18 protein-coding genes are annotated in these 21695 nt (G+C 40.3%); 9 read left to right on the top strand and 9 right to left on the bottom strand.

The genetic code is table 11. The features are described 5' to 3' along the window. Positions 1 to 181 precede the first annotated feature (181 nt). Positions 182 to 1495: a Na+/H+ antiporter NhaC family protein gene (locus HHO47_RS01200; protein WP_169018254.1), complete on the top strand. Its 1314-nt coding sequence runs from the start codon at positions 182 to 184 to the stop codon at positions 1493 to 1495. 98 nt (positions 1496 to 1593) lie between these two features. After that, complete coding sequence (locus HHO47_RS01205; protein WP_169018098.1) at positions 1594 to 2370, top strand: outer membrane protein OmpK; 777 nt, start codon at positions 1594 to 1596, stop codon at positions 2368 to 2370. A 55-nt stretch (positions 2371 to 2425) separates the two neighbouring features. Here the strand turns inward: HHO47_RS01205 and HHO47_RS01210 are convergent, their stop codons facing one another. From HHO47_RS01210 to pssA, 3 genes are all read right to left on the bottom strand, one after another. Further along, positions 2426 to 2956, bottom strand: coding sequence for a GNAT family N-acetyltransferase (locus HHO47_RS01210; RefSeq protein ID WP_169018100.1), 531 nt, complete (start codon positions 2954 to 2956; stop codon positions 2426 to 2428). Next, the gene (locus HHO47_RS01215) at positions 2957 to 3409 is read right to left on the bottom strand and encodes a GNAT family N-acetyltransferase (protein ID WP_169018102.1); all 453 of its coding nucleotides are present in this window, start codon (positions 3407 to 3409) and stop codon (positions 2957 to 2959) included. 106 nt (positions 3410 to 3515) lie between these two features. Further along, positions 3516 to 4841, bottom strand: coding sequence for a CDP-diacylglycerol--serine O-phosphatidyltransferase (gene pssA / locus HHO47_RS01220; RefSeq protein WP_169018104.1), 1326 nt, complete (start codon positions 4839 to 4841; stop codon positions 3516 to 3518). 288 nt (positions 4842 to 5129) lie between these two features. Between pssA and trxB the strand changes: the two genes are divergently transcribed. From trxB to infA, 5 genes are all read left to right on the top strand, one after another. Further along, positions 5130 to 6080 carry a thioredoxin-disulfide reductase gene (gene trxB / locus HHO47_RS01225; protein WP_169018106.1) on the top strand — a complete coding sequence of 317 codons (951 nt, stop codon included), beginning with the start codon at positions 5130 to 5132 and terminating at the stop codon, positions 6078 to 6080. A 309-nt stretch (positions 6081 to 6389) separates the two neighbouring features. After that, positions 6390 to 9203, top strand: coding sequence for a bifunctional aconitate hydratase 2/2-methylisocitrate dehydratase (locus HHO47_RS01230; protein ID WP_169018108.1), 2814 nt, complete (start codon positions 6390 to 6392; stop codon positions 9201 to 9203). A gap of 129 nt (positions 9204 to 9332) precedes the next feature. Then, the gene (gene aat / locus HHO47_RS01235; RefSeq protein WP_169018110.1) at positions 9333 to 10049 is read left to right on the top strand and encodes a leucyl/phenylalanyl-tRNA--protein transferase; all 717 of its coding nucleotides are present in this window, start codon (positions 9333 to 9335) and stop codon (positions 10047 to 10049) included. Continuing rightward, entirely contained in the window at positions 10042 to 10746 is a 705-nt protein-coding gene (locus tag HHO47_RS01240; RefSeq protein ID WP_169018112.1) for an arginyltransferase, read from the top strand. The genes aat and HHO47_RS01240 overlap by 8 nt, the downstream gene beginning before the upstream one ends. A gap of 90 nt (positions 10747 to 10836) precedes the next feature. Then, positions 10837 to 11055, top strand: coding sequence for a translation initiation factor IF-1 (gene infA, locus HHO47_RS01245; protein ID WP_002962494.1), 219 nt, complete (start codon positions 10837 to 10839; stop codon positions 11053 to 11055). A 177-nt stretch (positions 11056 to 11232) separates the two neighbouring features. On the opposite strand, the gene clpA is transcribed toward infA, so the two are convergent. Beyond that, the gene (clpA, locus tag HHO47_RS01250; RefSeq protein ID WP_169018114.1) at positions 11233 to 13497 is read right to left on the bottom strand and encodes an ATP-dependent Clp protease ATP-binding subunit ClpA; all 2265 of its coding nucleotides are present in this window, start codon (positions 13495 to 13497) and stop codon (positions 11233 to 11235) included. A gap of 69 nt (positions 13498 to 13566) precedes the next feature. Further along, complete coding sequence (clpS, locus tag HHO47_RS01255; protein ID WP_248290894.1) at positions 13567 to 13875, bottom strand: ATP-dependent Clp protease adapter ClpS; 309 nt, start codon at positions 13873 to 13875, stop codon at positions 13567 to 13569. Between the two features lie 209 nt (positions 13876 to 14084). On the opposite strand from clpS, the gene cspD reads away from it, so the two are divergent. Beyond that, the gene (gene cspD / locus HHO47_RS01260; RefSeq protein WP_054204685.1) at positions 14085 to 14300 is read left to right on the top strand and encodes a cold shock domain-containing protein CspD; all 216 of its coding nucleotides are present in this window, start codon (positions 14085 to 14087) and stop codon (positions 14298 to 14300) included. Between the two features lie 519 nt (positions 14301 to 14819). After that, entirely contained in the window at positions 14820 to 17042 is a 2223-nt protein-coding gene (locus HHO47_RS01265) for an NADP-dependent isocitrate dehydrogenase (RefSeq protein WP_169018256.1), read from the top strand. 160 nt (positions 17043 to 17202) lie between these two features. On the opposite strand, the gene HHO47_RS01270 is transcribed toward HHO47_RS01265, so the two are convergent. The 4 genes from HHO47_RS01270 to HHO47_RS01285 all read right to left on the bottom strand — a co-directional run bounded on the left by HHO47_RS01270 (position 17203) and on the right by HHO47_RS01285 (position 21568). Beyond that, positions 17203 to 18444: an amidohydrolase family protein gene (locus HHO47_RS01270; RefSeq protein WP_169018118.1), complete on the bottom strand. Its 1242-nt coding sequence runs from the start codon at positions 18442 to 18444 to the stop codon at positions 17203 to 17205. A gap of 12 nt (positions 18445 to 18456) precedes the next feature. Continuing rightward, positions 18457 to 19839, bottom strand: a complete 1383-nt coding sequence (locus HHO47_RS01275; RefSeq protein WP_169018257.1) for an amidohydrolase — start codon at positions 19837 to 19839, stop codon at positions 18457 to 18459. A gap of 95 nt (positions 19840 to 19934) precedes the next feature. Further along, positions 19935 to 20720, bottom strand: a complete 786-nt coding sequence (locus HHO47_RS01280; RefSeq protein ID WP_169018120.1) for a hypothetical protein — start codon at positions 20718 to 20720, stop codon at positions 19935 to 19937. A gap of 152 nt (positions 20721 to 20872) precedes the next feature. Continuing rightward, positions 20873 to 21568: a DUF445 domain-containing protein gene (locus HHO47_RS01285; protein WP_169018259.1), complete on the bottom strand. Its 696-nt coding sequence runs from the start codon at positions 21566 to 21568 to the stop codon at positions 20873 to 20875. Positions 21569 to 21695 lie beyond the last annotated feature (127 nt).

Genomic DNA, 21695 nt, shown 5'->3' on the forward strand with positions numbered 1-21695 from the left:
ATAATAACAGATACCCATGGACTTTAGCCATCTATACATTTAAACTTCTTTCTTTGCGCCGATTTGGTCTTTGGCTTGCGGGCGCTGTTGAGATACTTATCATTGTGATAGGTATGACAACTAAATTCAGCTAAAAGAGAAATTTTTGGCTGTTGTAAATTAACTGGTTTCGAGGATTATGATGCAGCCATCATTTAACAAAAACAAAGCAATACTTTCTTTACTCCCTCTTTTAACCTTTGTCGCTCTGTTTTTAGGCTCTGGTTTATATTTGCAATCACAAGGGGTTGATTACGCTTTTTATCAGCTTCCTGCTCCAGTGGCTATACTCCCCGCCATTATGCTGGCGTTTATATTAAATAAAAACACCATTAACCACAGTGTAGAAACTTTTATAAAAGGTGCCGGTCACAACAACATAATTACCATGTGCTTAATTTATTTACTTGCTGGGGCTTTTTCTGCCGTCGCGGGTGCAACAGGCGGTGTTGATGCGGTTGTTAATGCCGGTTTATCACTTATCCCACCTGCATTATTGTTACCAGGATTATTTTTAATTGCTGCGGTAGTGTCGACGGCCATGGGTACTTCAATGGGTACTATCGGGGCGATAGGCCCGATTGCGTATGCTGTATCGATTAAAACCGGTATTGATCCTGCATTAATGGCAGGTACGATTATATCAGGTGCGATGTTTGGCGATAATTTATCAATTATTTCTGATACCACCATTGCTGCAACGCGTACCCAAGGCTGTGAGATGAAAGATAAATTCCGTGAGAATTTAAAAATCGCATTGCCAGCAGCTATCCTCACGATTGGTTTATTATTGTTTTTAACTCCTGCGGCTCAAGCTGTAGAAACCAAAGATTACGATATTCTATTAGTACTACCTTATGCATTTATTTTGGTGCTGGCGGTGATGGGCTTTAATGTATTTCTAGTGCTATTCAGCGGTATTATATTTGCGGCACTGATGGGCTTTACTGGTAGTTATGAAGGTGCCAGCTTTGTAAAAGACATTTATAAGGGCTTTACTGATATGCAGGAAATCTTCTTGCTGTCGATGTTTATTGGTGGCTTATCAGAGTTTATTCGCATTAACGGTGGCCTTGATTATATCGCGAAAAAGATTCAAGCCATTACTAAAGTCATAGCAAAATGGCACAGAAAAGTGGCGGATCAATTTGGTATTGCCGCGTTAGTAATGACCAGCAATGTATGTATAGCGAATAATACCGTATCGATTATTGTTGCCGGTCCTATCGCCAAAAAGCTTGGCGATGATGGTGAGATAAGCGGTAAGCGTTCAGCAAGCTTACTGGATATTTTCGCCTGTGTTACACAAGGCTCTCTTCCTTATGGTGCACAAGCGTTACTACTTGGCGCAACATTTAAAATTAGCCCATGGCAAGTATCTACTTCATCGTACTACTGTTTTATATTAGCATTTACTGCAATTGCGGTGATCTGCTTACGTCGTAATAAAGCATAAACCGCTAATATTAGTTATGCAGATACGCCAACTTTAGGGGTATCTGCTATAATCTCGTTTTTGGATCACTTAACAAGCTTTAAATTCGAGATAAGATATTGAAAACAACCGTCGTCTTCGCTGTCATTTGTTTGACAAGCACCTCTAGCCAAGCGGCTAACTGGAGTAACACAGCATTACACCTTAACAATGGTGATTTTAAAAACCCATTCACAGGACAAGAGTCAAACACCACAATTGCATCACTGCAACATGTATCAGCCTATGATTATGGCGATAACTTCTTCTTTATTGACTATATTAATGACGCCACTGATGATGGTTACCAAGATAAAGACTTTTACGGCGAATGGTATTCAACGTTTAGCCTGTCAAAAATTTCAGGCAAGGATCTGTCTTATGGTGCGATAGCTGATATTGGGCTAACTGCGGGCTTTAACGCCGCAGGTGATGCTAAGGTACTGAAGTATTTACCTGGTGTTAAAGTAAATTGGCAAGCACCAGGTTTTACTTTTTTATCAACTTTAGTGACCGCCTATATTGATGATAACGATGGCGTGGCACGTGGTGGCGCACCGATTGAAACAAACAGTTGGATGCTCGATGTAGCATGGGGTTACCCATTTACGATTGGTTCGCAAAAATTTAATGTGACCGGTCATGCTGAATACATTGCCGAACGCGAAAATGAATTTGGTGAAGACGTAAAAGCGTGGATCTTAGCACAACCTATTATTACTTGGGATCTCGGGCACGCTATCAATATGAAAGAAAATACGCTGTTACTTGGCCTTGAATGGCAATACTGGCATAACAAACTAGGTACTGATACCACTGAGTCTGTACCGCAATTCCACATCGAATGGACGTTTTAGTGAGTTACCGAGAATAGTAAAGCGCGATATCAATTGTATTGCGCTTTTTTATTACTTACGCCCTTAGCTTTATTTCATAAACACCTAAACGCTGATACTTATTAGCAAGGAAGATTGATGTTTGTTTTTGATAATCTTTAAATTGTGCACCTGCGCGTTGCACAACTTTAATACTGGCTAAGTTTTCCTCTAAACAATAAAACTCGATAGCGTTTGCATGACTATTATTTTTTATATAAGGCACTATTTTAGTAAGCACTTGAGTCATAACTCCCTGCCCGCGTGCAAAATCAGCTAACCAATAACCGCATTCAGCACCTTTACTGTCAGGATCAATGTGTTTAATACCAAATACACCACTTAAGCGATCCTTTATATATACCGCAAACCACTGAGAACCGGCTTTACCACTGTGTAGTCGCTCATATATATACCGTTTAGTTGAATTAACATCTATTACGTTATCCACCCAAGGTAAAAATTGACTCAGATTTTCCCGACTATCAGCGATAACTTGGTAAAGTTCAACTGCGTGACTAATATCTAATGGCTTTAAAGTTATTGAATCTGAAACCACCAGTTCCATTTAGTCAGCCTCAGCTACTTTTGCTAAACGCATATGTAGCAGCGGAAACGGCTTTCCTTGACCATCTAATTCAGAGCGCCCTATTTGCTCAAACCCTTTGCTTAAATAAAAACCATGGACTTTAGAATTTTGCTCGTTAACATCAACATGTGTTGCCGCTAAATTATCAATCGCGTAATTAATTAAAAACGTGCCCACCCCCTTCGCAAAGAAAGTAGGTTCAACAAACAGCATTTCAATATTGCCGTCAGTAACACCAATAAAACCGATAATTTTATCATCATGGCTTTTACAGCAATATAAGCTCACAGCATCAAAGTAATGGGCAAAAATCAATGATTTAAGTTCGTCAATATCGTGTTGGCTTAAAAAATCGTGGGTTTGCGAAACAGCCTCTTGCCAAATTTCGATTAGTATCGGGTAATCTTTTTTCTCGGCGGATGCAATATACATTATAAGTCCCTTTTAATATTGAAATTACAGCTGACGTATAAAATAAGCAAAAAGCAGCGAAACCGCTGCTTTTTCTAGTACAGACTTTGTAGTATCTAAGTTAGCGCTAAATAAAACGCTTAATAATAAAATCAACTTTAACACGTTTAGCTTGCCCAAGCAGTTTTTTAACCGCTGGCGGATAGTCATCCACGGTTTCTAAATCTTCTGCACCATTTAAACGACGACAGTGCTGTAATATCTCAGCTCTTTCATTGTCGATTGCTGGCATGAGACTTTGCTTAGGATCTTCTAATAAAATGCCATTTTCGATATCTAATCCCCAAGCACGAGGATTTAAATTATGGCCACTCAATAAATGATATTTACGATCAGCACAAATACCTTTCAAATGAAATGAGTTACTTTCATGCTGCCACAAATACACATTTAAATTACCGTTAATAATGTGGCGCTTTTGTGATTTTAAAAATTTATGTAAAATCGTTTCATACAAGTATGGCAAAGCACCTATTTTACTAAATGGTTCACTTGGTGGCAGGTAAAAATCATTCGCCGTTTTATCGCCTACGACGATTGTTACTTGCTTGCCCTGTTTTAGTAAGCGGCGCAATGAACGCATTAACGGTGCAGGAAAATTAAAGTATGGGGTATACAGCACTAACTCTTGCTCGGTGGCATCAAATAAGGATTTGATCACCCGGTTAAGCTCGTTATTACGTCGTCCCAATCCTAAAAATAGTCGCACGCCAAGTGCTTGCTCATTTTGCTCCACACTGTGAGCGTAGTTAGCTTGCTTTAATGAACGCATCAATTGTTTTTGGGCAATTTTAATATCATTAAACTTTGTTAAAGGCCGCACATCAAGACGGGGAACTGCTTCAAAACTCAATAATTCTTGCTCAATAAAGTCAATCACAGAATCACATAGTGAGGCCTGCTCGACTAAAAAATAGCGGTCTAACCGGTAACGGTCTTGATACTGCAAATACACATTGTTTAAACTCGCACCGCTATAAAGCAGCGTATCATCGATTACAAACCCTTTTAAATGCAACACCCCAAAAAGTTCTTTTGCTTTTACAGGTACGCCAAAAATTTGTACATTTGATTGATATTGTTCTTGGTATTCACAATATAGACTAGCGTTACCATCTGACTTTGCAGCACCAATTAAACCGCGTTGGGCACGATGAAAGTCAACCAACACTTTTACATCTAATGCTGGGTTTGCCAATGAAGCCTGATGTAACGCTGCTAACACCTCTCGGCCTGCTTCATCATCTTGCAGATAGAGTGTCGTAATATAAATACGTGTTTTTGCCTGCGCAATCAGTGCGAGTAAATGCGTGCGATATTCTTGTGCATTGGTTAAGACGTTAACGTCTTTTGAAGTCAACCCGTACGCGGGTTTTTCCTGCCAAAATAACATAATTGCCTATTCACTTAGGTCACCCTCAATCAGGGTCACAAATCAAAATTAGTTAAAACATATCAAAAAAACACTGCTTGGTCATGAATTAACGTCGCATGCTGAGTGAATACTGAATTAACAGCTCATATATCATCCAAATCGTACATTTATCATGAGCCTAGTACACAATATTTGACAGCTTTGTGATTTAGAAAAAAAAATAATCGCCGCTTTTATTTACTTCCCCCTTGTTTCTCTTAAAATCGAGCACATTAATACGCTATCAAAACGTTTAGGATAAAAAGCATGAGTGAAGCAAAACATTGTAAGTTACTAATTTTAGGCTCGGGCCCTGCAGGCTACACAGCCGCAGTTTACGCTGCGCGTGCTAATTTAAACCCTGTTTTAATTACAGGTATTCAACAAGGTGGCCAGCTAACAACCACTACTGAAGTTGAAAACTGGCCTGGCGATGCTCACGGTTTAACCGGTCCTGCATTAATGGATCGTATGAAAGAGCATGCAGAACGCTTTGAAACTGAAATTGTCTTTGATCACATCAACAAAGTTGACGTATCTAAGCGCCCTTTCACACTAACGGGCGACCAAGGTACTTACACCTGTGATGCGCTGATCATTGCAACGGGTGCATCTGCTAAGTACTTAGGCCTTGAATCTGAGACTAACTTCCAAGGCCGTGGTGTGTCAGCCTGTGCCACCTGTGATGGGTTTTTCTATAAAGGTCAAAAAGTTGCGGTTGTTGGTGGTGGTAACACCGCGGTTGAAGAAGCGCTTTATTTATCAAATATCGCTGATGAAGTACATGTAATTCACCGTCGTGATAGCTTCCGTAGTGAAAAAATCTTGGCTGACCGTTTAGCTGAAAAAGCCGCAAACGGTAATGTGGTTTTGCATTATAATCGCACATTAGACGAAGTACTTGGTGACCAAATGGGTGTTACCGGTGTTCGTATCAAGGATGCAAACTCAGAAGCAACTGAAGAACTTGATTTAGCGGGCGTATTTATTGCCATTGGCCATAAGCCAAATACTGATATGTTTGTAGGCCAGCTAGAAATGAAAGACGGCTACTTAGTGGTTGAGTCAGGCCTAAACGGCAACGCCACGCAAACCAGCGTGCCAGGCGTTTTTGCCGCAGGTGATGTATCTGATCATATTTACCGTCAAGCAATTACTTCTGCAGGAACCGGTTGTATGGCCGCGCTTGATGCTGAGCGCTTTTTAGATAACCTGTAATTTAGATTCTAAATTAGAAAAGGGCTGAAAATTCAGCCCTTTTTTGTGCCTAAAACATTACGCCCAAGATAATTGCACTCACACCAACATTCACCACAATTATACTTGAAATAAAGCATATTTATACAATTAATAGCTTAGGTGCGATAGGATCTAAGGTCGAGCAATGAGTATCGTCAAAGTATTGTAAATAAAACTAGCTATAATTATTGTCAGGCACAAAAGCTTTATTCATTTAGGCATTACTAGAGACTATAAAATCAGTTAAAATGCTTAACTTCATATCAAGTAAAATACCGAGAGTTTTCTATGAGTTTGTATACAAAATATATGGAAGAAATCCAAACCCGTAAAACGGAGCTTGGATTAAACCCACAACCAATCGATAGCGCTGAATTAGTATCAGAAATCATTAATCAAATTAAAGATACTAACAACGAGCACCGTAAAGATTCACTGCATTTCTTTATCTTTAATACCTTACCAGGAACAACCAGTGCTGCGGGCGTTAAAGCACAGTTTCTAAAAGAAATTATTTTAGGTGAAGAGCAAGTTGCAGAGATCACTCCAGAATTTGCATTTGAACTGCTTTCACACATGAAAGGCGGCCCGTCAATTGAAATGCTAATTGATTTAGCCTTTGCTGATGACGCAAAAATCGCAGCGCAAGCGGCTGAAGTACTTAAAACTCAGGTATTCTTGTACGATGCAGATATGGAACGCTTAAAAGCGGCCTACGAAGCAGGTAATGCAATTGCTAAAGAATTACTAGAGAGTTTCGCACAAGCTGAATTCTTCACAAAATTACCTGACATCGAAGAAAAAATCGAAGTAGTAACCTACATTGCCGGTGAAGGCGACATCTCAACTGATTTACTGTCTCCAGGTAACCAAGCACACTCACGTGCTGACCGTGAATTACACGGTAAGTGCATGATCACTGAAGAAGCACAACAAGAAATTGTTGCCCTTCAAAAGAAACACCCTAACGCTAAAGTAATGCTTATTGCTGAAAAAGGCACGATGGGCGTTGGTTCATCACGTATGTCTGGTGTGAATAACGTTGCACTTTGGGCTGGCAAACAAGCAAGTCCATACGTTCCTTTCATCAATATTGCACCTGTTGTTGCAGGTACTAACGGTATTGCGCCAATCTTCTTAACAACAGTTGATGTAACTGGCGGTATTGGTCTTGACCTTAAAAACTGGGTTAAAAAAGTAGATGCAGACGGCAATACAGTAACTGATGCAAATGGTGACGCAGTGCTTGAAGAAGCCTACTCTGTTGCTACTGGTACTGTGTTAACAATCAATACTAAAGAGAAGAAGCTTTATAACGGTGATAAAGAACTTGTTGATATTTCATCAGCGTTCACACCGCAAAAAGTTGAGTTCATGAGAGCTGGTGGTTCTTACGCAGTTGTATTCGGTAAAAAACTACAAACGTTTGCTGCTGAAACTCTCGGCATTGAAACTCCGCTTGTTTATGCTCCTTCAAAAGAAATTTCACATGCAGGCCAAGGCTTAACAGCGGTTGAAAAAATCTTTAACCGTAATGCAGTAGGTGTATTATCAAATACACCACTTCACGCAGGCTCAAATGTTCGCGTGAAAGTGAACATCGTTGGTTCGCAAGATACAACCGGCCCAATGACAGCACAAGAATTAGAAGCGATGGCTGCTTCAACGATTTCACCACTTGTTGATGGTGCATATCAATCTGGCTGTCACACTGCATCAGTATGGGATAGCAAAGCGCAAGCAAACATTCCAAAACTAATGGCGTTTATGAATAAGTTTGGCTTGATCACTGCGCGTGACCCGAAAGGCGTTTACCATGCAATGACTGACGTTATCCACAAAGTATTGAACGACATTACCATTGACGACCGTGCAATCATCATCGGTGGTGACTCGCATACACGTATGTCAAAAGGCGTTGCCTTTGGTGCCGACTCAGGAACTGTTGCGGTTGCCCTTGCAACCGGTGAATCAGCGATGCCAATTCCTGATTCAGTTAAAGTAACGTTTAAAGGCAAAATGGCTAAGCACATGGATTTCCGCGACGTTGTACATGCAACGCAAGCGCAAATGCTGAAGCAATTTGGTGGCGAAAACGTGTTCCAAGGTCGTATCATTGAAGTTCACATCGGCACCTTGATGGCTGACCAAGCGTTTACCTTCACTGACTGGACTGCAGAAATGAAAGCGAAAGCATCAATCTGTATTTCAAATGATGAAACATTGATCAAGTCAATTGAACTTGCTAAATCACGTATCCAAATCATGATCAACAAAGGTATGGATAACGAAGCGCAAACACTACAAGGTCTAATCGACTTAGCTGACAAGCGTATTGCGGGCATCCAATCTGGTGAAGAGCCAGCTCTATCTCCAGATGATAATGCTAAATACTACGCAGAAGTTGTGGTTGATTTAGACCAAATTGTTGAGCCAATGATTGCTGACCCTGACGTAAATAACGATGATGTATCTAAGCGTTATACTCACGATGTGATCCGCCCTGTTTCTTTTTACAATGACAAACCTGTTGATTTAGGCTTTGTTGGTTCGTGCATGGTTCACAAAGGTGATATGAAAATTATTGCTCACATGCTACGTAACCTAGAAAAGAAAAACGGTTCAATTGAATTTAAAGCACCATTAGTTGTTGCGCCACCAACATATAACATTGTTGATGAGCTTAAAGCTGAAGGCGATTGGGATATCCTTGCTAAATACGCAGGTTTTGAATTTGACGATGCAAAACCAAAAACGGCTGCACGTACTAAGTATGAAAATATCTTATACCTAGAACGCCCTGGTTGTAACCTATGTATGGGTAACCAAGAAAAAGCAGAACCTGGTGACACTGTTATCGCTACATCAACACGTCTGTTCCAAGGCCGTGTAGTAGCCGATACATCTGAGAAAAAAGGTGAATCACTACTAGGTTCAACACCACTGGTAGTACTTTCGACTGTACTTGGTCGTTTCCCGACTATCGAAGAGTATAAGTCTGCAGTTGAAGGTATTGATCTGACATCGTTTACACCTGTTGAAGAAGCGATGACAACTAAGTTCAACGCAGGTGAAGCAGTACCTGTTAAAGTTGTTAGCTAATTCGATCGAGTTAATGGTTCAATTAAGCGCGTTTTAAACGCGCTTTTTTTATGCCTAAAATTTTTTGTTCGTGATTTTAAAGCAACAAGTTACAATTTATATGCCCGCGTAGTAACAAGAAACGATGTTATGACTAAACAACTTTATCAACTCTCTAAAAGTCACTTTGCTTTTCCTGAACCCAGCCATGCATTAGATGATCCAGATGGTTTACTTGCCATTGGTGGATGCTTATCGGTAACGCGATTAAAAAACGCCTACGGGCAAGGGATTTTCCCTTGGTTTAGTGAATACGAACCTATTATGTGGTGGTCGCCCAGTGAGCGAGGTATTATCGAGCTAGATGAATTTCATATTAGCCGAAGCTTACGTAAGCATCTGAAAAAAAATCCGGTTAAGGTGACTATTAATACCGAATTTACTCAGGTGATTGAAGCCTGTCGCCAACAACGCTTAGAGACAGATGGCACCTGGATCACAAAAAAAATGCTTAACGCTTATAAAGATGCACATAAAGCAGGCTTAGCGCATAGTTTAGAAATCTGGTCAGATGACAAACTTGTTGGTGGCTTATACGGTATTATGCAACATGGCGTATTTTGCGGCGAATCGATGTTTCATCATCAAGCTAATTGTTCAAAATTAGCCATGTGGGCATTGGTTAATTGGTTGAAACGTCACCATGCCCATTTTATTGACTGTCAGCTTGAGAATCCTTATTTAGTCACTTTAGGTGAAAAAGTGCTACCGCGCTCAGAATTTTTAACTAAACTAAAACAAGCAGAAGAGTTTATTATTCCAACAACAATGTGGCAACCTCAGGAGCTTATTGCAATTTATGACTGAACACTTACCTGCTCGTTTAGGATTAAGCCAACAATTTGATTGTAGCTATCTTGCCGATCGCCAAGAGCAATTATTAGTCATTTTGGATCCAAGTTGTTATACCCCATGCAAATTTGAGCAGTTACTGGCCCTCGGTTTTCGCCGCAGTGGTGACCAAATTTACCGACCACACTGCCCTGTTTGCAGCGCATGTAAGTCTGTTCGTGTATTAGCTAAGGTATTTTTACCGACAAAATCGCAAAAACGTAAACTTAATAAAGCAAAAAATACCTTTTGCGTGAAATACTCAGAACAACAGCGCCCTGAATACTTTTCGTTATACAGTAAATACATTACCGAGCGTCACCAAGACGGTTCCATGTACCCACCAGAACAAAGTCAGTTCGACAGCTTTATATTTTGTCACTGGTTACCCATTATGTTTATTGAGTTATGGGATCAAGATAAACTGGTTGCAGTGGCGGTAACTGATTGTATGCACAACGCTGTTTCTGCTATTTATACATTTTTTGATCCTGATTATGAGCACTTCAGTGTGGGTACAGTTATGATTTTAGAGCAGCTCAAATTCGCCAAACAATACGATAAAGAGTTTCTCTATTTAGGCTATCAAATTGATGAATGTACAAAAATGCGTTACAAAACCCAATTTTTACCTGCTCAAAATAGAGTTGCAGAGCAGTGGCTGGCTATTTAATTTGCAAAAATGCCTACAGTGGCTTTACTTATTGGTGTATTTTCGGCAGAATCTGCATCGTTTAACTATTAAAGAGGTGTTACGCTAAACATGGCGAAAGAAGACGTAATCGAAATGCAAGGGACGGTCCTTGATACTTTACCAAATACAATGTTCCGAGTTGAGCTTGAAAATGGTCACGTAGTTGTGGCTCATATTTCAGGTAAAATGCGTAAAAACTATATCCGTATTTTAACCGGCGATAAAGTTACCGTAGAAATGACCCCATACGATTTATCAAAAGGTCGCATCGTATTCCGTGCTCGCTAAGTTAGTGCGTTAACGAAATATCAAGTTTTTAGCTAAGTTGTCTGAGTAACTTAGTTACTTTCTACACTAGCTTGAAGCGTTTATTAAATGTAATTGAAAGCAGTTGCTGACCATTACATTTAATAAACAAAAAGCCCAGCAATTGCTGGGCTTTTTGTTTTCTATTTAACGCTGCAATTATGCGGGTGTTAAATTCGTTTCATAATCAAAACGTAATTTTTTATCTTTGATAGATACTTTAACTGTGCCACCGTCGATAAGTTCACCGAATAAAATCTCGTTTGCCAACGGTTTTTTCAATTGCTCTTGGATCACACGTCCCATTGGTCGTGCCCCCATAGCTTTATCGTAGCCTTTATCTGCCAACCATTCCCTCGCTTTGTTAGTAAGCTCAAGGTTAACTGACTTTTTATCCAGCTGTGCTTGTAGCTCAACAATAAATTTATCAACCACCAGTAAAGTTACATCACGATCAAGGTGGTTAAACCAAATGATGTTATCTAGGCGGTTTCTAAATTCTGGCGAAAATACTTTATTGATTTCGCTCATCGCATCGTGAGAATGATCTTGATCAGTAAAACCAATTGATTTACGTACTGTTTCTTGTACGCCCGCATTAGTAGTCATCACCACCACAACATTCCTAAAGTCCGCTTTACGGCCGTTATTATCGGTCAGCGTACCATGATCCATCACTTGCAATAAGATATTGTAAATATCTGAGTGGGCTTTCTCAATCTCATCCAGTAAGACAACCGAATGTGGATTTTTAATCACAGCCTCAGTTAACAAGCCACCTTGTTCAAAACCAACATAGCCTGGAGGCGCACCAATTAAACGACTCACCGCATGGCGCTCAACATACTCAGACATATCAAAACGGATAAACTCAACACCCATACATTTTGCAAGCTGTTTAGTTACTTCAGTTTTACCTACACCCGTTGGGCCTGCAAACAAGAACGAACCGACTGGTTTATCTTCATTTGATAAGCCTGAACGTGATAAGCGAATGGCCGAGGTTAGTGCATCGATTGATTGATCTTGGCCAAATACCAAAATTTTCAAATTACGATCAAGATTTTTAAGGGTCTCTTTATCACTTGATGACACACTTTGCTGCGGAATACGCGCCATTTTCGCCACGATCAATTCAATATCTGCCACACCAATGGTTTTTTTGCGTTTAGAGATCGGTTGTAATCGTTGGCTAGCACCCGCTTCATCAATTACATCAATGGCTTTATCAGGTAAGTGACGCTCATTAATGTACTTAGCACTGAGCTCTGCTGCCGCTTTTAACGCTTTTTGGGTATAGCGAATGCCATGATGCTCTTCGTAACGTTCTTTTAAACCATTAAGTATTTTAGTGGTATCAGCGACACTTGGTTCAAGTACATCAATTTTTTGAAAACGACGCACCAATGCACGGTCTTTTTCAAAGATATTTTTATACTCATTATAAGTCGTTGAGCCCATACAACGTAACTTACCGCTCGAAAGCAGTGGTTTAAGTAAGTTAGATGCGTCCATAACGCCACCAGAGGCTGCACCGGCACCAATGATGGTATGGATCTCATCAATAAATAAAATCGCCCCCGGTTTCGCCTGAAGCTCTTTTAGCAAGGCTTTAAAGCGTTTTTCAAAATCGCCTCGATATTTAGTACCTGCAAGCAACGCTCCCATGTCTAACGAGTACACCACGGCATCGGCAATCACTTCAGGTACTTGTTCATGCACTATGCGATACGCTAGACCTTCAGCAATAGCGGTTTTACCAACTCCGGCTTCGCCAACTAATAACGGATTATTCTTTTTACGACGACACAGTACTTGCACCGTGCGTTCTACTTCACTATCACGGCCTACCAATGGGTCGATATTCCCTTCACGGGCGAGTGCATTCAAATTAGACGTAAAGTTTTCTAATTTACTTGGCTCTTCGCCTTGTACTGCTTGTACTTCTTCATGGATGTCATCAGCATCTGCACCACCCATGTCATCGTCTGCTTTAGTGATCCCGTGAGATATAAAGTTCACAATATCTAGTCGTGAGATATCAGCTTTTTTCAGCAAGTAAACTGCTTGGCTTTCTTGTTCTGAAAAAATGGCAACCAACACATTGACGCCTGTTACTTCGTTTTTACCCGATGATTGCACATGAAATACCGCGCGTTGCAATACCCGCTGAAAACCAAGTGTTGGTTGGGTTTCACGTTCTTCTTCTAAATCAGGAATGACTGGAGTGGTCTCATTAATAAACTCTGATAGCTCAGCTTTTAATGCTGCCATATCAATCCCGCAGGCGTGTAGTGCTTCTCCAGCCGATGGATTGTCAAGTAGGGCAAGTAATAGGTGCTCTACAGTCATAAATTCATGGCGACGTGTGCGCGCTTCGCGAAACGCCGCGTTTAAAGTTAGTTCTAAATCTTTGTTTAGCATTAGCAACCCCTTACTGAGATAATATTTTTATACCGTTGTGATGGGTATTTTGATCACCCTACCTTGGTATTATTCCTGCTCACAACTACATAGCAGTGGATGCTCGTTATCTCGTGCATAACGGTTAACTTGTTCAACTTTGGTATACGCTACATCTGCGGTATAAATCCCGCAAATTGCGCGACCATTTTGATGAACTTGCAGCATCACATCTGTTGCTCTATCGCTATCCATATTAAAAAACGTCGTCAGTACTTCTATCACAAAGTCCATTGGCGTGTAATCATCATTATTTAAAATGACTTTGTATTTTCGCGGTGGTTGCAGTTTTTGCTTTTCACTATCGCGAACCGTATCTAAAACACCTGAATCTTTCATGCCACTCATAATTAAATATAGTCTTGTCTTTGGAACTCAAGCAAACTTGAATAAAAAATAAATTAAATGTTAAAAAAACAGTTTAAAACACTTGACTGATCGGCGAAATAAACTACAGTCAATTGTAGATTGATTAAACCTTAGTCAGTCTATCAAACTATACGGTTTAGAATAACTAAATTAGTCAACTTATAGAAGGATGTAGAAGTATGGCTTGTGGTAAAGTCAAATGGTTCAATAACGCCAAAGGTTTTGGTTTCATCGTAGAAGACGGCTGCGAGAATGATATATTCGCCCATTACTCAACGATTGTAATGGACGGTTATAAAACACTTAAAGCTGGTCAAGATGTAACATTCGAATTGCAGCAAGGCCCAAAAGGCATGCATGCGACTAATATAGCGCCTAACGAAGAGTTAGTGTAGTTGTTTAGACGTTCGACTAAAGCGAGCGACCTGTAAAGATCCTCGCTTAATCCCTCTAAATTTATTTAACCTTAACTAAATTGCATATACTGAGCTAACGTTGGCAATCTTAATCTATTAGAAATTAAACGTGCAGAATGAACAAAAACTGCGCTTCCTCTTGAAATTCTTTTTTAATACCCCCATGTTATATCCAAACTACCTCAAGATGCAGAGTTCGGCGTCTTGAGGTAGTTTGGATATATATTTGTTATTAGCCCTTTGTAGCCAAGCTTGTTACACTCTTAGGTGCTTAAAAGCAGTCTCAAAAGGCTCTTTAACACTATTAATTAGGCTAATGGCTAATTTACTTAGTTTATAAATAGCATAAAATTAAATACAGTTAGTCAGGTGTGATTATTTAATCAACAGTATTAACACCTAACTGACTGATCATTGTCACGTCGTGCACGCATGATGGCGATGATATTTCTTTGTATTGTTGAATATGGCTCTTACGCCTACTATCTAGGAATGATGATGACATCAAAAATTATCTACACTAAAACAGACGAAGCACCGGCACTAGCAACATACTCTTTGCTACCGATCATCCAAGCATACACTAATGCCGCAGGCGTTGAAGTTGAAACACGTGACATCTCTTTAGCGGGTCGTGTTATTGCTAACTTTTCTGAGTATTTAACTGAAGAACAACGTATGGGTGATGCGCTTGCTGAATTAGGTGAGCTTGCTAAAACACCTGAAGCTAACATCATCAAATTACCAAATATCAGTGCATCAGTTCCACAATTACGTGCTGTTATCAAAGAATTACAAGAAAAAGGCTATGCACTTCCAGATTACCCAGCAGAACCAAAAACAGACGAAGAAAAAGCAATTCAAGCTACTTACGACAAAATCAAAGGTAGTGCTGTGAACCCAGTATTACGTGAAGGTAACTCTGACCGTCGTGCACCTGGCTCTGTAAAAGAATATGCACGTAACAACCCACATTCAATGGGTGCATGGAACAAAGATTCTGCTTCAAATGTCGCGAGCATGAGTGAAGGCGATTTCTTTGGCTCTGAGCAATCAGTAACGCTTGATGCCGCCACTGATGTACGTATTGAACACGTTGCTGAAAATGGCGACGTATCTGTTCTTAAAGCAAGCACGCCATTACTTGCTGGTGAAGTGATTGATGCATCTTCAATCAGTATTTCTAAATTACAAGCTTTCTTAGCGACTGAAATCGATGCTGCAAAAGAAAAAGGCATTCTGTTTTCATTACATATGAAAGCAACCATGATGAAAGTTTCTGATCCAATCATCTTTGGTCATGCGGTAAAAGTATTCTATAAAGACGTTTTTGCTAAGCACGGCGCTTTATTTGCTGAGCTAGGTGTTGATGTTAATAATGGTCTTGGTGATGTTTATGCTAAAATTCAAACATTAGACGATGCTAAACGCGCTGAAATCGAAGCTGATATTGACGCGGTATACGCAACACGCCCTGCAATTGCGATGGTTGATTCTGATCGTGGTATCACAAACTTACACGTACCAAGTGATGTGATCATCGATGCGTCTATGCCTGCTGCCATTCGTTCTAGCGGTCAAATGTGGAACAGTGAAGGTAAATTACAAGACACTAGCTTTGTCATTCCTGATCGTTGTTACTCTGGCGTTTACCAAGCAACAATTGATTTCTGTAAAGAACACGGAGCGTTTGATCCAACCACTATGGGTAGCGTTCCTAACGTTGGCCTAATGGCGCAAAAAGCAGAAGAATATGGCTCACACGACAAAACCTTTGAAGCACCAGCAAACGGGGTGATCCGTGTTGTTGATAGCGCTGACAACATATTACTACAACACACCGTTGAGCAAGGTGATATTTGGCGCATGTGCCAAGTTAAAGATGCACCAATCCAAGATTGGGTTAAATTAGCTGTAAACCGTGCTCGCGCTACCGGCAACCCTGCTATTTTCTGGCTTGACGAAAACCGTGCGCACGATGCACAGTTAATCAAAAAAGTTAACGCATACTTACCAGACCACGATACATCGGGCCTTGATATCCAAATTCTTGCACCGCTTGAAGCAACTCTGTTCTCACTGGTGCGCATTAAAGAAGGTAAAGACACAATTTCAGTAACAGGTAACGTATTACGTGATTACCTAACTGATTTATTCCCAATTCTTGAGCTTGGGACAAGTGCTAAAATGCTGTCAATCGTACCTCTTATGAATGGCGGTGGTTTATTTGAAACAGGCGCGGGTGGCTCTGCACCTAAGCACGTACAACAATTCGAAAAAGAAAACCACTTACGTTGGGATTCTTTAGGTGAATTTTTAGCTCTTGCGGCATCACTTGAGCACCTTAGCGTGACTACAGGTAACAATAAAGCACAAGTACTTGCTGATACACTTGATAAAGCAACGGGTACTTTCCTTGCTGAAAATAAATCACCATCACGTAAAGTAAAAGAAATTGATAACCGTGGTTCTCACTTCTTCCTATCTTTATTTTGGGCGCAAGAGCTTGCCAAGCAAAACGATGACAGTGAACTTAAAGCACAGTTCACGCAAATCGCCAGTGATTTAGAAACCAACAAAGAACAAATCGTTAACGAACTTAACGATGCACAAGGCCCAGCTGTAAACATCGGTGGTTATTTCCAACCAAATGATGATGCAGCATTTAAAGCAATGCGCCCTAGCACCACATTTAACGATATCTTAGCTAAACTAGTATAAGTATCGGTTAAATTTAAAGGCGCGCACTGTTAAAGTGGGTGCCTTTTTTGTCTTTTAAATAACGTTTTATTTTTCACTGACGCAAAAAGCAAAAAGGCTGCGAATGCGGCCTTTTTAGTTGTTCAAGTTAAAGTTAAGCTACTTATTAAGTTGCACGTAGTTACTTAGTATATGCGCGCGGCATATCTGAGTCAGTGGTATAACGTTTACGGAGTTTATCTTGGCGTGCTTCTGTTGAAACTTCTTCGCCGTTAATAAACATTTTAGTTACGTGACTAGTAAAATCAAACGGATCATCGTTCCACATCACTAAATCAGCAGCTTTACCTACCGCCACACTGCCGGCATTAATTCCAAATACATCAGCAACATTCGCTGTGATAGCTTTTAATGCACCCGCTTGTGTCATGCCATAAGAAACCGCATTACCCGCATCAAAACGCAATTGATAAACATTGTGACTGGCATCGCCTGCGAGAGACAACAACACCTTTACGCCTGCTTTTTCCAGTTTGCCTGCATTATCTAAACTTGCATGTAACGAATCAAAACTGCCAGGTAAACTCTCCATAGAACTTACAATAACAGGAACATTTGCTTGCGCTAATTGCTCTTTCACAACCACGGCATCTTGTGCGCCTGCAATCACTAAATTAAGTGAAAACTGTTGTTTTACTTTGATTAGCTCAATAATATCTGCGGCGCGAGAAGCCGTTACCAATAATGGCATTTCACCCGCTAATACTTTACTGAGAACTTTATCTTCGGTACTTGGTACAGCATCGTCTTTTTTAGCTTTTTTGCTGGTTTTTAGTTGATGAGCAGCTAACTTATCAATCAAGTTTTGCAGCGACATTGCGCGCGAGCCTTTGCTCTTTTCGCCTAAGTGCACCACCAGCGCAACTTGCGTTTGCTTTACACTGTCAAACTCACCGCTTAAATCGACTACGCTGGCAAGGCCTGCAAAAATACTTTCTCCGCCGTGTGGGGTGATCACATCACGGGTAATGCCACCTTTACGTGCATAGGGGATCAAACTTGAGTGAGCATTAAATGCTAGGCTTGGATCAAAATCGATCCCCGCTTTATCATCACCACCATCGCGAGAGCCAGCAACAGCGCCCACTTCAACTAAGCCTAATTGATTCATGGTGCCAATAAAGCCTGCTGTCACAATTTGGCCTTTAGCGTCTATAATCGTGTCCGCTGCAACTTTCTCCGGGTTGATGGCAGTAATTTTGCCCTCATCCATAATAATACTCGCACCTTGTAATACACCTTGCTCTGTCGAGGTATGTACCGTGGCATTAATGATGGCGATTGATTGCGCAGCAACCGCTGTACTTGCTAATAAACCGGCAGCAACTAGCGAGAGCGAAAATGAATGTGTTAATTTTGTCATCCTAGTTACTCCTTATTTTTGACCTAACATAAAATCGCTTTGGGCTTGGAATGTATCATCATAACGATCATACACTTTTGCACCATCGACAAAAACTTGCTCTGCTTTAGCATAAACACTGAATGGGCTTTGATTCCAAATGACCACATCGCCTTGTTTACCTGCTTCGAGTGAACCGGTTTTATCAGCAACACCTAATGCTTTGGCAGCATTTGAAGTGATCCATTTAATCGCATGCTGTTCTGAAATATTAAACCCATTATCGTTAGCACGGTACATTACTTTCCCTGCTTCTTGATTTAAGCGTTGGATAGTAGTGTCAGAATCTGAATGAACAACAGCACAAGAGTTTTTAACCGCATCAACAATCGCAATGTTTTCTTGAACCATGTCGTAGGCTTCCATTTTAAAGCCCCACCAGTCTGGCCAAAGTGCTGCACAAGAGCCATTTTCAGCGAGTAAATCAGCAATTTTATATGCTTCAATACCGTGATGGAAAGTACCTGCGTGATAACCAAACTCTTTTGAAAGGTCAATCATCATTGCCATTTCTTCAGCTTTGTAGCAATGATTATGAATACGTACCTCGCCTTCAAGCACACCACGTAATGTATCGTATTTAATATCACGATGCGGTATTTCTGGGTTTTTGCCTGCTGCATAATCTGTATCGTATTTATCCCACGCGCGTTTATATTCAACGGCACCTATCCAAGCTTCACGATAGCCGGCCATATTGCCCATTCGCGTTGATGGTAATACGCCTTTACGCCCATAGACACGCTTGGGATTTTCACCACAGGCCATTTTTAAGCCATACGGTGCATCAGGGAACTTCATACCTTGCATCGTGTGCGATGGAACATTTTTTAAAGTAACCCCACGACCACCAAATAAATTGGCTGAGCCGGGTAAAATTTGTAATGCGGTAATACCGCCTTCACGTGCGCGGTTAAAACCTGGATCTTGTGGCCAAATTGAATGCTCAACCCATACCTCAGCAGTATTAGGGCTGGTCATCTCATTGCCGTCCTGATGAGATTCAACAGATGGGCTCGGGTATGCTCCTAAGTGTGAATGCACATCAATTAAGCCTGGGGTTACCCATTTACCTTGCGCATCAATAGTTAAATCAGCTTGCGCAGTTAGATCTTTACCGACTTGTTGCACTTTTCCGGCAACAAGTAATACATCGGCTTCTTCTAAACGCTCACCAGTACCAGTAAGAACTGTCGCATTAGTGATCAGCGTCGAGGTTGATTTAAGTACCTTGTAGGTACTTGGGTATGGATTTTTATTGATTGTTACTTGGTCATCTTGTGGGCCATTGTCTTGGCAGCCGGCAATCGCCACACCAAGTGCAACAACCAACAATGAAGGAGCAAATTTTTGCATCATATTAGTCTCTGTTGTTGTTTTTTGTTACTTTATATAAACACACAACATAAAGCTAAAAAATCAGCTAGAGCTGCATTTATATAAGATGAATGTTATTTCTTAATATAATTGTTATACAGTTGCTCAAGTGCAGCTTCTGTTGTCAAACTTGGATCTTTACTAATAAAGTGCTTAACAGTGCGAGTTACAAAATCTGAATTTTGTTTATGCAATTTTGAAAAGTCTTTCATTAGGCAATCGCCATCTTTAGCCGCAGTCACTTTATCGTGACGATGACGATACTGACTCAAGGCTTTATTAAAATCACCTTGGTAGTCTTCTACTAATATTTTATAAAAATCACTTTTCTGCACTTTTAATGCACTAATACAATAACTTAATGCTTCTTTAAAGTCAGTAAAAATGATGCCTTCGACATCAAACTCAGCGGTTTTTTCTCGCACTGTGACCTTAGCTTCTTCGGTTTCATAACTAAAACCACTAAATGCTAAACGTTCAGCAGCCTCAGCACCTAATCTCATACCCGCTTTAATACTATGCGCAAACTCATCACTCATATCGCTGAGTTCATTTTCATGCCACATATTATAAACCCGCAGTGGTTTAGCATATTTGGCACCGAGTTTGTTTTTTAACTTAGTAAAGCGTTCATCAATCGTCATTAAACGCTCGTTATGCAATATTGCATAGCACTCATAACAGGCTGGAATACTTATAAACTCAGCTTCTTCACCTAAATCAATAATGCTTTGTAGCATATGTAATGGCGGGCAGTGATCGCGCTCAGTCGCTTCACAGCCACAATAAAAACAACGGTTAAAATTATGCTGTTCACAGGCGTATGCTTGCTGATAATAACTCGCCAATGTTTTACTCACAGAGTCTCCTAATAGACAGGTATTTTGATGATCATAACAGGGTTGAAAAATATGTCAGTAATGCTGCATAACACAGTACAACGACTCTAAAGTAAATAAAATGTAAAAATCATACTTAATCAGGCGAGTCGCTGGCCTGCTTAAAAATTAATTTATATGATCGCAGCAATCAGGCCAAACAAACCACCGAATACCCCGCCCCATACAACTAACCAGCCTAAATGCTCACGGATCATAGTTTGTATAATATCTTTGACCATTTTTGGTGTCAGCTCGTCTAAACGCCCATCAACTAAGCCAGAAACCGTGTCAAACAGCGAATCACTTGCGAGTCCTGATTGCGTTAATTTTTCATTCACCAAGCTTTTAAACTCATCGGTTTCGCTCATATTAAGTAATGAACCACGCATTTTATCAATAAATGCTTCGCGCATCGGTTCAACCGCGGCACTACCACCAAACATCGCTAACATGCTACCAAATTGGGAGTGCTCAATAACGTCAAGTAAGCTATCAAAAGCAGGATTTAAATCGACTTCATTGATCACTGGCTGTAGATCAACATTGCTATTTTTGTTGCCTAACAATTGAGATATTTTTTGCTCTGAAAAGAACTCGGTTAAAATAAGATTTTTAATCGCCACTTTAAACCCAGCAAACTTCAGCTGGATCACGCCAGACCCATATAAAAAAGGTACTTTTTCAAATAACATATGCACTGCGAGTAAATTAGTCACTGCGCCTGAGAGTGCAAATAAGCCAATTGACAGTACAATTGCTTGGTCAAATAGAAAACCCGTCACCACTAAAATCCCAGCAATGACATTGGTTATAAGGCTTTTATTCATCATTCTCTCCACTTGGTTATTGCATAAAGCTAAGCGCGCTTATAAAACATTAATTTTACTCTCAAGAGTTTGTTTATTTAACTACTTTTTGCCATAGTTTAGTTATCTGTATAAAAGGTAAACAATG

It is taken from the genome of Pseudoalteromonas arctica (genome assembly GCF_012927645.1).
Classification (GTDB): Bacteria; Pseudomonadota; Gammaproteobacteria; order Enterobacterales; family Alteromonadaceae; genus Pseudoalteromonas; species Pseudoalteromonas arctica_A.